This is a genomic window from Acidovorax sp. ACV02 (genome assembly GCF_014851475.1).
Lineage (GTDB): Bacteria > Pseudomonadota > Gammaproteobacteria > Burkholderiales > Burkholderiaceae_C > Acidovorax > Acidovorax delafieldii.
This window is the reverse complement of sequence record NZ_JACUZU010000005.1, coordinates 395,678-407,996: the sequence shown is the minus strand read 5'-3', so window position 1 is coordinate 407,996 and position 12,319 is coordinate 395,678. Positions and strand designations below refer to the sequence as shown.

The window sequence follows — 12,319 nt, the reverse complement described above, 5'->3', positions numbered from 1 at the left end:
GCCCCCTCCCATGAGCATGAACAAGCGCAACTTCGTCGCCGCCGGCATGGGCCTGGCAGGCCTGTGGACCGCCACGGGCAGCAGCCACGCCGCCACGCCGGCCAAGGCCCCCAGCGGCCCCACGCTGCTCACCATCAGCGGCGCCATCACCCAGTCCAACCGCGGCGCGCTGGACACCACCATCGACCAGATGATGGGCAAACACGGCATCCAGTTTGACAAGGCCTTTGCGCTGGACGCCGCCGCCCTGGCGCGCATGCCGGCCGTCACCATCAAGCCCACGCTCGAATACGACAGCAAGCCCCACACGCTCAAGGGCCCCCTGCTCACCACCGTGCTGGCCGCCGCCGGTGTGGCAGCGGGCAGCCCCGTGCAACTGGGCCTGCGCGCGGTGGACGGCTACAACGTCAACATCAGCATGGCCGACGCCCAGGCCTACCGCATGATCGTCGCCACCCACATCGACGGCCAGCCCATGGCCCTGGGCGGCTTGGGCCCCCAGTGGGCCGTGTACGACGCCGACGTGCTGCCCGCCTTCAAGGACAAGCCCGTGAAGGAGCGCTTTGGCCTGTGCCCCTGGGGGCTGTACCACATTGAGGTGAAGAAGGCCTGAGCGGACGCGTGTCATTTCCCACCTGCATCAACTGCCGCGCCAGCGTCCCGCCAGGTACATCCAGGTGCCTCAGATGCGGCCGGTGGGCAGGCGGCAGTCCTTCCGCGTCGCGAGATGACCTCAGCCCCAGGGAAGCGGGCTGGGGTCTGCCTCCCTATGTTCTGGAAAGCGCTTCATTTCGCTGGACGTCGCTGCTGGCCCCTTTGTGGGTGCCGCCTTTGGTGATGATCTGGCTTGGGGCCCCTCCCCCGGCAGTGGCCGCCATACTGGCTCTGTTCATCTTCATCCCCGGGCTGTATGTCATCACTAACCTGCCACGCTACTCGCGGTGGGCCAAACTGGTCGCCTCGCTGGGCTATGTGGCGCTGTCTGGCCCCTTGGGTCTGGCTTGCCTGGTTTGGATGGACCGCTTGCTGCAAAAAGCGTAACCCTTGCCTTGCGCGGATTTCGCTCTCATTTGTATAGCTGCCAGCGCATGATCCACTAGCGCTACAGCCATATTTCGCCCCAAATCAGCCCCGGCGCCGCCCCATGCGCACCGCCAGCGCCGCCAGCGACCCCACGGTGGCCAAGCCCACGACCCCCAGCCAGCCCCACTGCGCCAGCGCCAGGCTGCCCAGCGCAGCCCCGGCCGACATGCCGATGAACATGCCGGTGAACAGCAGCGCATTGAGCCGGCTGCGCGCCGCAGGGTCGATGCCGTAGACGATGGTCTGGTGCGCCACCAGCGTGGCCTGCACGCCAAAGTCAAAGCCGATGGCGCTGACCACGATCAACCCCAGTTGGGCCTGCGCAGGCAGCAGTGGCGCCAGCGCCATCACCGCAAACGACGCAGCCGCCAGCCCGGCGCCGTAGCGCGTCACCACCTCGGGCCCGCGCTTGTCGGCCAGGCGCCCGGCCAGTGGGGCAGCCAGTGCACCCGCCGCCCCGGCCAGGCCAAACGCACCTGCCGCCGCCGTGCCCAGGTTGAACTGGCTGTGCAGCATCACCGCCAGCGTGGACCAGAACGCGCTGAAGCCCACGGCCAGCAGCCCCTGCGCCCAGGCCGCACGGCGCAGCGCTGCGTGCTGGCGCCACAGCGCCACCATCGAGCCGATCAGCGCGCCATAGCCCATCTGCGTGGTGGGCGCAAAGCGCGGCAGCCCGCGCCACACGGCCACCGTCAGCAGCGCAATGGCCACCGCCGCCGCCACATACACCGTGCGCCAGCCCCACTGTTGCGCCACAAAGCCGCTGACCACGCGCGACAGCAAGATGCCCAGCAGCAGCCCCGTCATCACCGTGCCCACCATGCGCCCGCGCTGCGCCGCCGGGGCCAGTGTGGCGGCGGCGGGCACCACGTCTTGCGCCACCGTGGCCGCCAGGCCCACGGCCAGGCTGGCTGCCAGCAGCGCGCCCATGCCGGGCGCCAGGCCGCTCAGCAGCAGCGCCAGCATCAGCGCGATGGACTTGATGACGATGATGCGGCGCCGGTCAAACCGATCGCCCAGCGGCGCCAGCAGCAAGATGCCCAGCGCATACCCCAGCTGCGTGAGCGTGGGCACCAGCCCCACCACGCGGCTGTCGGCCTGCATGTCGGGCCCCAGCACGCCCAGCATGGGCTGGCTGTAGTACAGCGAGGCCACGCTCAGCCCCGCCGTGGTCGCCAGCAGCAATAAGAGCGGCGCACTCACCGCCCCCTCCGCAGGGGGCGCCACCGGGGCCAGCCCCGCTGCACCACTTGCATGCACGTTTTGAATGGAAGACATCACAACACCATCAGTTAGAAAGGAATGGTGCGATTGTTCTAGCGCGCCGCCGCGCTGGGTAGTAGGCTGAATTGCAGATTCGTTATACGCTTGGCGTATGACCAACACCCTGCCAGCCTTGCAACCCGGCGCCGACCGCATCGAACTGATGCAGACCTTTGTCCGGATCGTCGAGGCCGGCAGCCTGTCTGCCGCCGCCCAGCAAATGGGCACCAGCCAGCCCACCGTGAGCCGCCGCCTGCAGGCGCTGGAGCGCAGCCTGGGCATCAAGCTGCTGCAGCGATCCACCCATGTGATGAAGTTGACCGAAGACGGCGACCGCTGCTTTGCCCACGCCAAGGCCCTGCTGGAAGACTGGCGCGCCATGGAGGACGACCTGCGCGGCACGGCCGACACCCCGCGCGGCACCCTGCGTGTGCTGGCGCCGCACGCCTTTGGGCAAGACCAGTTCATCGCCCCGCTGATGGCCTACCTGCGCCGCTACCCCGAGGTGGACGTGGAATGGATGCTGCACGACCGCCGCCCCAACTTCATCGCCGAAGGCATCGACTGCGCCATCCAGGTCGGCGCGGTGGACGACCCCAGCGTGGTGGCGGTGCGCCTGGCCGAAGTGCCCCGCATCGTGCTGGCCGCCCCCGCCCTCATGGCCGGGCGCCCTACGCCCCAGCACGCCCAAGACCTGCAACCCCTGCCCTGGCTGGCCCTGAGCACCTTCTACCGCCGCGAGGTCACGCTGACCCAAGAGCCCGGCGGCGAAGCCCACACCTTCGGCATCACGCCCCGTTTGGCCACCGACAGCCTGTACGCCCTGCGCAGCGCCGCCCTGGCCGGGCTGGGGGCGTGCATTTCATCGGCGTGGATCGTGGACAACGATGTGCGGCAGGGGAAGCTGCTGCACCTGGTGCCCAACTGGCACGCGGCGCCGCTGCCGGTGTACTTGGTGTACCCGTATGCGCGGTTTTATCCGGCGCGGCTGCGCTTGTTTTTGGAGGCGATGCGGGGGGCGATGCCGGGGTTGGTGGGGATGCGGGCGGTGGGGTGAGGGGCGAAGCTAGCGGCTGGGATCAGTTGATGACAGTGGCTAATAGCTGACGAACGCTGGCGCTCAGCATAGAGTTGCGCCGTCGCCTCAGGGCCGTGTTCCGATTTGTTCAATTCCAGTCAAAGAGGCTGGACTGAACGAGTGATAGCTCCAACGAGGAAAACTGCTGTCATGCGCATAGCTTTCGAGCTTCGCCTTCAGCGCAGCAACACTGGAAGCGCCTACGACTTTGAGCACAGATGGCAAGTAGGACTTCGAGGATGCACGAGCGAAAATCTCAAATGGTCCATGTTGTCTTTGTGCGTATATCAGCGTGTCTGGCCACCAACGATGCCAGGTATCGACGCCCATCATGTCTCCACGAAGAAAGCACACGAGATCGGCCTGCATCAAATGACGGAATGCGAGCCCCGACGTATGCGAGCGCTGTTCAAGTAAGTCAGCCCGGAGCGAGGCACGATTCTTTTTGAGCCTCTGGTTTCTGATCTCAAGTGACTTAACGTACTCCTGTATAGCAATGAAGGAAACGGCGGCGTTCTCTCCGTGATTAGAGTTACCTGGGACGTAGTAGGGTTGCCCCAATAGGTAGTCTGTTGCGCCAAAGTACTCTCCCTTCAAGAGAAGGGCAATACTGTATAGAAAGAGTTCATGCACGATGAACTTGAAGTTATCGAAGTCAAGATCGTTCCACTGATTAATGTGTGAAGGACGATAGAAATAGGGAATAAGCGACTCATAGAACCGATGCAGGCGAGATGAGTAGCTATCGATGTCCGCGTATTGTGTCAGTGTGGTGAGCACCTGCAGGAACTCATTCCGGGCCGGCAGGAAGTCTTCAATGGACTTCGCGACACGGTCGTCGAACTCCCCCTCAACTGCCACGAGTCGAAACCGCTCAAGCTGTTGAGAGAATATATTGAGGTACTCGTCCACAGCCCCCCTCGCATAAGCTTTGTCACCTCGCAAGCCGTCCACCACTCTTTTTGCAAGCGGCGTTGTCCCAAGAACCGGTGCAGTGCTATCGGTAATGAATGAAGGTGGCTTTCCGAGTTCTGGCTTCTTGAACAAGGGCTTATCGAACACCCAGCGAACAAGCTTCTCGAAGCTCTCTGCGTATCGCTCACTTTCGCTTAGGTCAATGTAGATACGCGACTTGTAGTAGGTTGGAAGAAATAGCTTGCCGTCCGTACCCTTCTCTGCGATTACCGCCACGAACTTGTCCTGGTTCTGCTTTGCGTAAACCTCGGCAGAAATGATCTGAGTTTCCGTCCCTACACCACCCGCTCTGCCATCTGCCTTAGTTACGTAGACCTCGTCACATACGAGAGCGACCTTCGAGATACTTGGGTCAGTAACCATCTTTTCCATGAACGCAATTGCGTCGTGACCCTCACGTAAATCCCATTTATCAAGAACAACATCAATACCACTGGATACCAGCTCACTGGCGAGATCAAGGACCCACTGTTCATGCTGCGGATTCGACCAACTGTATGAAATAAATAGACGAGGTGGATTCACGGTTTCAATCACAGAAAGGTATGGAAATGGCTATCCCATAAAACCTGCGGGATAGATTTAATCAGGCAGTGCGCAGACCGAGGCTTCAAACGAGTATCTAATGAGAGATTCACGAATCAAGCTCCAGCAAAACCCGCAGAACTGAGCTCGCAAACTATAGCCTGAGAGTTTTCAGAGTACCCACCCTAAAGCGCAAGCCGCCCAATCCGCTCAGCAGCCTCCGTCACATGGCGCCGCAACTCAACGTTGCATTCTTCAAAGCCCGCGCTGAATGCTTCCTCGTCCTCCAACCGGCACGCAAACACCTTCGCCATCGCAAGCGCCTCTTTCCAAGCCGCCGCACTGACCTGCTCCCCCACCGTCAGTTCCAGCGTCCGACTCGGCAAACCGCCCCCCGCCGTGGGTGCAAACGCCATGGGCGTCATGTCATAGGCCGGGGCCAGCTCGTAAGGCCTGCGCCCCTCTGACAAGCACGACAGATTGCCGCTGTGCATGTCGGTGTTGCCGATCAGGGTGCCAAACGCCCACAGCAGGCAGGCTGTGTCAAAGGCCTGGGGGGTAATGACCCCGGCCTTTAACAACGCCCTGGCAATCACTGGCCAGTTGCCGCCGCTGCCGACAAACTCGGCGTCCAGCGCGGAGATGGAATGCAGCGCCCTGCGCCCACGCGCGCCCAGCCGGTCAAACCGCTGCACTTCCAGAAATCGTTGGGTGCCGTGCATCCAGGTCATCGACTGCGCGGCAGGCACGCCGTGGTCCCGCAGCACCTGCAGGGCGATGTGTTCGGCCAGCAGCAGGTCGCGCCAGCGGGCGCTGACGGGGGTGTCGAGTTCTGCGGTGAACTTGACCATCACATGCGCGGCGGTGCCATCGGCTTGCTCTGCGTAGGCGGTGAACTTGGGCTGCTCTCCGGCAGCGGACGAGCCCGCGACTTCGCCGCGCGCGGCCAGGTCGGCCAGCCGGGCGTAGGTGTGCAGCTTTTGCGCGGCTGCAATGGGCACGGGGTCGGGCGCGTTGACGAACTGGTCGCGGGCGGTGGGGCCGATGAGCAGGTTGCCGGGCATGTCGTCGCCCTGGTCCAGGATGGCGCGCAGCGCGTGGGTGTCGCTCCAGTCGCCCAGCCGCTCGGGCAAGCCCAGGCGCTGGCCGTGCCGCTGGCAGTACGCGCGCCCCAGGTAGCCCTGCGGGCGCATGTCATAGATCCACCACGGCAGGCCGTCGCTGTGTTGCCGGGCCCCGCCCGCATCGACCATCACAAAGCCCTGCGGGCACACCGGGATGAGGGTGCCCAGGGTTTCGAGCGCGCCCTGGGGGGTGACGCGGTACACAGTGGCCTCCAGATCGGCGCGCAGGGGGTCGCGGAGGGTGTATTGAATAGATCTTGCAGCCCCAAAAGGCACCACCTCATCACCCAGAGCGCTAAGGGCCCGCGAGACGGTGGGCTGGCTGACCTGGAGCGCCTGAGCCAGTGCCTGTGCCTTGGCGGGGCCGGGGCGCAGCAGGGGGCGGATGGCGTTGGCGTAGGTCTGGGCGGCGGAGGGCATGCCTTAAGGATACCCCGGTTGAATGGAAAATTGAATAGATAACAGAACAGATAAACCAGGCTGAATGAACACCCCGGGATCGCCCGACTACGCCGGCAACCGCACCGCCGCCTCCCGCAACGCCTCGGCAAACGCCATCGCCGCCGGTTTTTGCTGCGTGCCCCGGCGGTAGGCCAGGTACAGGTCCAGATGCACCACGGGCTCGCGCAGCATGGCGACACCCAGGCCCTGGCGCAGGCATTCTTCCAGCGCGAACGAGGGCACGATAGCGCTGCCACGGCCGGCGCGCACCATGCCAATGAGGGTGCCGATCAGGTTCATGCGGGGGCGCTCCTGGTGGGCCAGGCCCAGGCGGGAGAGCTGCTTTTCGATGACCACCTGTATGGGGTTGCCCGACGGCAGGCTGACCAGAGGCACGTCTTTGAGTCGGCTCCAGGGCTGGCTGTCGGACAGCTGGCCGCTGGTGTGCGCCGCATCGGGCGGGCTGATGCGCATGAGGCGGAACTTGCACAAGGGCTGGCGCGACAGCCCCACGGCGGGTTTGACGAAAAAGCCAAAACCGATGTCGGCCTCGCCGTCGAGCACGCGCTGGCGCACGGTGCCCACCTCGACATCGCTGAGCTGCACCTGCACGCCGGGGTGGCTGTGCGCAAAGCCGCGAATCACCTCAGGCAGCAGGCTGGCCGAGATCATGGGCGTGGCCGCCACCAGCAGGCGCGAGCGCACGGCGGCCTCGTTGCCGTCCAGCACGGCGCCCAGGGCGCGCAGCTCGCCCACCACGCGCTCGGCCACGGGCTGCAGGCGGCGCCCGGCGTCGGTCAGCGTGATCGACCGGGTGGTGCGGTCAAACAGGCGGGCGCCAACCTGGTCCTCCAGCTCCTTGACCAGCATGCTCATGCCCGAGGGCGACAGGTGCACCTGCTCTGCCGCCTTGGCAAAGCTCTGCAGGCGCGTTACCTCCAGAAAAGCATGGAGCTGGCGGCTGCTGACATTCATCAGCTTTGATGAAGAATTCATCAGAATTTTCCGTTTGATCAATGTCAAGAGTGTCGTTGGAATTGTCCCGTAACGCCCTTCTAACGACTAGAGAGACAAGCCCCATGCCCCAGCTGCCCACCCTGCGTGCCAACGCGCACCCGCCCTCCCCCCAACGCCGCAGCCTGGTGCTGGGCGCGCTGGCCGCCACGGCTGCAGCCGCCACGCCCAAGGCCTGGGCGCAGACGGGTGCCGATGCGCCAGTGCGGCTGGTGGTGCCGTTCACGCCCGGTACGGGCATTGACCTGATTGCGCGGCAGATTGCGCAGCCGCTGTCTGACCGGCTCAAGCGCCCGTTTTTTGTGGAGAACAAGGCGGGGGCGTCCGGCATCATCGGCACGCAAGAGGTGGTGCGCGCGGCGCCTGACGGCACCACGCTGCTGGTCAGCGTGAACACGCTGGTGATGAACATGGCGCTGTACCCCAAGCAGGGCTTCAACCCGCTGACGGACCTGGTGCCCGTAAGCCAGACGAGCTGGGGGCAGCTGCTGCTGGTGGCGTCGGCTGGGTCCAGGATCGAATCGCTCAAAGACTTGATGGACCGCGCCCGGGCCAAGCCCGGCTCGCTCAACTACGGCTCGCCCGGTGCGGGCACCCCGCACCACCTGGCGATGGAGCTGCTGAAGAACCGGGCCAAGATTTCGCTCACCCACATCAGCTACCGGGGCACCGCCCCGGCCGTGACGGACCTGCTGGGCGGGCAGATCGACGCGATGTTCTTGCCCATCCACGTGGCCCTGCAGCATGTGAAGGCGGGCAAGCTGAAGGCGCTGGCCATCAGCTCGGACACGCCCCACCCGCTGCTGCCTGAGGTGCCGTCGCTGGGCACGCTGAAGCTGGGCGACCTGAACGTGGACATGTGGTACGGCGTGTTTGCCCCCGCAGGCACGCCCCGCGCCATGGTGGACCGCCTGAACACCGAGCTGCGCGATGTGCTGGCATCGCCCGCCGTGGCCAAGTCGTTCGAGACCCAGGGCATGACGCCCGCCCACAGCTCGCCCGACGCCTTCCAGAAACTGGTGACCGCTGACGCCAAGCGCTGGGCCGACCTGATCAAGGCCCAGGGCATCACCGCCGAGTAACCACGACCACCCGCACCCAGCGGTGGCCAGCAGCGCGCCGCACTGCACAACACCGCATCGCGGCCAGTGTCGAACCCACCCGTACCGAACAACACCAACAACATGAACCAGCAAGCAACCGTGGCGCCGCAGCAAGACGCCGAAGTGATCATCGTGGGCGGCGGCCCCGTCGGAATGGGCCTGGCCATTGAGCTGGGCCAGCGGGGCGTGAGCGTGATCGTGGTGGAGCGCTATGTGCAGCCCCAGCCCATCCCCAAGGGGCAGAACCTCACGCAGCGCACCATGGAGCACTTTCACTTCTGGGGTGCAGAAAAGCAGCTGCGCGCGGCGCGCACCATTCCGGTGGAATACGGGATTGGCGGCCTGACCGCACACGGCACACTGCTGGGGCCCTACAGCTACGACTGGCTACAGCGCGACCTGGTCAAGCCCTATTACTTCACCGCCAACGAACGCCTGCCGCAGTACGCCACCGAGGCCGTGCTGCGCCAGCGCGTGGCCCAGCTGCCATCGGTGCAGACCCTCTACGGCTGGGAGACAAGCACCGTGGCGCAGGACGATGCGGGCGTGTCCGTCACCATCCAGCAACGCGGCGAAGGCAAGGCCCAGCGCGTGCTGCGCGGCGCCTATGTGGTGGGGTCGGACGGAGCGCGGTCGGTGGTGCGCGAGCAGGCGGGCATCACCCACACCCGCACCGACCACGACCGCATGATGGTGCTGCTGGTGTTCAAGTCGCAAGGCCTGCACCAGCTGCTGGAGCGCTACCCCGGCAAGTCTTACTACAACGTGCTGCAGCCCGAGCTGAAGGGCTACTGGAAGTTTCTGGGCCGGGTGGACCTGGGCAGCACCTGGTTCTTTCACGCCCCGGTGCCGCCAGGCACCACCAAAGACAACTTTGACTTTGCCGCCTACCTGCACGAGGCGGTGGGCGCGGAGTTTGAGGTGGAGTTTGAGCACATCGGCTTTTGGGACCTGCGCTTCATGCTGGCCGACAGCTACCGCAAGGGCCGGGTGTTCATCGCGGGTGATGCCGCCCACAGCCACCCGCCCTACGGCGGCTATGGCGTGAACTCGGGCCTGGAAGACGCGCGCAACCTGGGCTGGAAGCTGGCTGCCACGCTGCAAGGCTGGGGCGGCGAGCGCCTGCTGGACTCGTACGACGCCGAGCGGCGCCCGGTGTTTGCGTCCACCATCAACGACTTCATTGCGCGGTCCATCGAGACAGACAAGGAGTTTCTGGACACCCACGACCCGGCGCGGGACCAGGCCGCGTTTGAAGCCGCGTGGCTGGCGCGTGCACAGGGCGCCGTGGGCGAGGTGCATGCGTTTGAGCCGCACTACGAGGGCTCGGGCATCGTGTGGGGCAGCGAGGGCCGCGCCAGCAGCGCCAAGGGATCGCACCGGTTTGAGGCGCGGCCTGGCCACCACCTGGCACCCGCCACGCTGCCCAGCGGGCGCAATGTGTTTGAGGAACTGGGCCCGGGCTTTTCGCTGCTGGTGGTGGGCGGCGACGGCGCCCACGCGCCATCGGTGCAGGCCTTTCGCGAGGCGGCGGCGGGCCTGGGACTGCCGCTGCGGCTGGTGGACTGTGGTGACGGGTGTGAAGGCACCGAGCCTGCGCGCTATGGCGCACCGCTGGTGCTGGTGCGGCCCGACCAGTTTGTGGCCTGGACGGCGCCTGCTGGCGGCCCCGTGGTGACCGCCGAGCAAGCCCGCGACGTTCTGGCGCGCGTGGCGGGGTAACCGCACGGGCGAGGCCGCTGCGTTAGCGGCAACGCCCCAGCCCGGGAGTGATCCAGGCCAGGGCGAGATCCAGGCCAGGGCGCCAGGCAGCCAATCGCTCAGGCGGCCTTGCGCAGCGCGGCGGGCGCCACCGGTGCTTGCTGCCCGTCGCGCTCTGCCACCTTGGCGCGCACCAGGGGCAGCAGCTCGCGGCCGTACTCGATAGCGTCCACCAGCGGGTCAAAGCCACGGATCAGGAAGGTGGTGATGCCCAGGTCGTAGTACTTGAGCAGTGCGTCGGCTACCTGCTCGGGCGTACCCACCAGCGATGTGGAGTTGGACCGGCCGCCCAGCTCGCGCGCAATGGCCGTCCACAGACGTTCGTCCACACGGTCGCCCTTGGCTGCGTCGGCCAGCAGGCGCTGCGCGCCCTCGCTCTGCTGCGGGCCCACGCCGCGCGAGTAGCCTTGACTCACACGCAAACGGCGCGTGTCTTCCAGAATGCGCTCGGCCTTGGCCCAGGCTTCGTCCTCGGTCTTGCCCAGGATGGGGCGGAACGAGATGCTGAAGTCCACATGCCGGCCCTGCAAGGTGGCCTCGGCGCGCACACGGCGCACCAGGTCGCCCGCCTGGGCCAGCGACTCGCCCCACAGCGCATACACGTCGGCATGTTTGCCGGCCACCTGCAGCGCGGGTGCAGAGGCGCCGCCAAAGTAGATGGGCACGCGCTGGCCTTGCAGGGGCTTGACTTCCGACACCACCCCCTTGGCGCGGTAGTAGGTGCCTTCGTGGTCAAAGGGTTTGTCTTCAGCCCACACGCGGCGCAGGACGGTGAGGTATTCGTCGGTGCGCGCATAGCGCTCGTCGTGGCTCAGGAAGTCGCCATCGCGCTGCTGGTCTTCGTCCGAGCCGCCGCTGATGTAGTGCACGGCCAGGCGGCCGTTGGTGTAGTGGTCCAGCGTGGCCAGCTGGCGCGCGGCCAGCGTGGGCGCCACAAAGCCGGGGCGGTGCGCCAGCAGGAACTTGATCTTGTCGGTGACCGATGCCGCGTACGTGACGGTCAGCAGCGTGTCGGGGCTGGACGAGCTGGCAGGCACCAGGATGCGGTCAAACCCCGCGTGCTCGTGCGCCTGGGCAAACACGCGCACATAGGCGGGGTCCACCGCCGGGCCCTTGCGGGCGATGGTTTCAGAGACTTCGTGCGGCTGGATCATGCCGATGAACTGGACGGGCATAGCGGGCTCCTGTGGCGATGGGGTGAAACAAGGTTGGGTGAATGGTTGGCAACGTCACGCGTGCGGGACTGCAGCCATGATGTGCCCGCCCCTGGCGCGCGCCAACGAAGAAAAACGCGTTTGCAAAGTTGTGCGGCGCATAGGCCCCGCCGCACAAGGCGATGGGGTGCACCGCCGCCGTGCGCGCCGCTATGCTGTGGCGGGTTGCCATCCAGACTCCCCCGCCTGGCCGCCAGCGTCGGCATGGTCGGCCAGTGCGTTGCCAACCTGCACGTCTGGCCCTGGCCTCTGACCGCTGGCTCCTCACTCCTCACAATGGCCAGCCCGCTTCGCATCCAGAAAGGACCCCACCCACCATGCTCTCGCACGTTTTTGTTGGCATCACAGATTTCGAGCGCGCCCTGGCGTTCTACCGGCCGGTGCTGGCCTCGCTGGGCATTCAGGAGCGCTTTTGCGAAGCCGAGCGGCCCTGGGCGGGCTGGGAGTCCACCCCCGGCCCCCGGCCGCTGTTTGTGATTGCCCGCCCGTTCAACGGCGAGGTGCCCCACCCTGGCAACGGGCTGATGGTGGCCTTCATGGCCGCCACGCGCAGCCAGGTGGACGCGGCCCATGCGTTGGCGCTGAGCCTGGGCGGCCAGTGCGAGGGCCGCCCCGGGCTGCGGCCCGAGTACCACGCCAACTACTACGGCGCGTATTTTCGGGACCCAGACGGCAACAAGCTGTGTGTGGCGTCGCACGGACAGGCGTAGCGCAGGGTGGCGCCTGGCGGGCGGGAAG

Annotated in this window: 10 protein-coding genes; 5 read left to right on the top strand and 5 right to left on the bottom strand. The window is 65.9% G+C overall.

What is annotated here, in order from left to right; all coding sequences use genetic code 11:
• The first annotated feature begins 16 nt into the window (after positions 1-16).
• The gene (locus IB236_RS14715; RefSeq protein WP_056067822.1) at positions 17-613 is read left to right on the top strand and encodes a hypothetical protein; all 597 of its coding nucleotides are present in this window, start codon (positions 17-19) and stop codon (positions 611-613) included.
• Positions 614-1,125: 512 nt separating this feature from the next.
• On the opposite strand, the gene IB236_RS14710 is transcribed toward IB236_RS14715, so the two are convergent.
• Positions 1,126-2,361: an MFS transporter gene (locus IB236_RS14710; protein WP_192421290.1), complete on the bottom strand. Its 1,236-nt coding sequence runs from the start codon at positions 2,359-2,361 to the stop codon at positions 1,126-1,128.
• Between the two features lie 97 nt (positions 2,362-2,458).
• Between IB236_RS14710 and IB236_RS14705 the strand changes: the two genes are divergently transcribed.
• A complete protein-coding gene (locus IB236_RS14705; RefSeq protein ID WP_192421289.1) occupies positions 2,459-3,403 on the top strand; it encodes a LysR family transcriptional regulator in 945 nt (314 codons plus the stop codon).
• A gap of 87 nt (positions 3,404-3,490) precedes the next feature.
• On the opposite strand, the gene IB236_RS14700 is transcribed toward IB236_RS14705, so the two are convergent.
• The 3 genes from IB236_RS14700 to IB236_RS14690 form a co-directional block, all read right to left on the bottom strand.
• The gene (locus IB236_RS14700) at positions 3,491-4,936 is read right to left on the bottom strand and encodes a TIR domain-containing protein (protein WP_370539919.1); all 1,446 of its coding nucleotides are present in this window, start codon (positions 4,934-4,936) and stop codon (positions 3,491-3,493) included.
• A gap of 173 nt (positions 4,937-5,109) precedes the next feature.
• Positions 5,110-6,468 (bottom strand): type II toxin-antitoxin system HipA family toxin YjjJ, encoded by a 1,359-nt coding sequence (yjjJ, locus tag IB236_RS14695; protein WP_192421288.1) that lies wholly within the window; start codon positions 6,466-6,468, stop codon positions 5,110-5,112.
• An 87-nt stretch (positions 6,469-6,555) separates the two neighbouring features.
• Positions 6,556-7,485: a LysR family transcriptional regulator gene (locus IB236_RS14690; RefSeq protein ID WP_225581155.1), complete on the bottom strand. Its 930-nt coding sequence runs from the start codon at positions 7,483-7,485 to the stop codon at positions 6,556-6,558.
• An 83-nt stretch (positions 7,486-7,568) separates the two neighbouring features.
• On the opposite strand from IB236_RS14690, the gene IB236_RS14685 reads away from it, so the two are divergent.
• Together IB236_RS14685 and IB236_RS14680 are read left to right on the top strand one after the other, a co-directional pair.
• Positions 7,569-8,585 (top strand): tripartite tricarboxylate transporter substrate binding protein, encoded by a 1,017-nt coding sequence (locus IB236_RS14685; protein ID WP_192421287.1) that lies wholly within the window; start codon positions 7,569-7,571, stop codon positions 8,583-8,585.
• Between the two features lie 102 nt (positions 8,586-8,687).
• Complete coding sequence (locus tag IB236_RS14680) at positions 8,688-10,328, top strand: FAD-dependent monooxygenase (RefSeq protein ID WP_192421286.1); 1,641 nt, start codon at positions 8,688-8,690, stop codon at positions 10,326-10,328.
• Between the two features lie 98 nt (positions 10,329-10,426).
• Here IB236_RS14680 and IB236_RS14675 read toward each other — a convergent pair whose 3' ends face one another.
• Positions 10,427-11,542 (bottom strand): LLM class flavin-dependent oxidoreductase, encoded by a 1,116-nt coding sequence (locus tag IB236_RS14675; RefSeq protein WP_192421285.1) that lies wholly within the window; start codon positions 11,540-11,542, stop codon positions 10,427-10,429.
• Between the two features lie 356 nt (positions 11,543-11,898).
• On the opposite strand from IB236_RS14675, the gene IB236_RS14670 reads away from it, so the two are divergent.
• Positions 11,899-12,291: a VOC family protein gene (locus tag IB236_RS14670; RefSeq protein WP_056067560.1), complete on the top strand. Its 393-nt coding sequence runs from the start codon at positions 11,899-11,901 to the stop codon at positions 12,289-12,291.
• Positions 12,292-12,319: the final 28 nt, after the last annotated feature.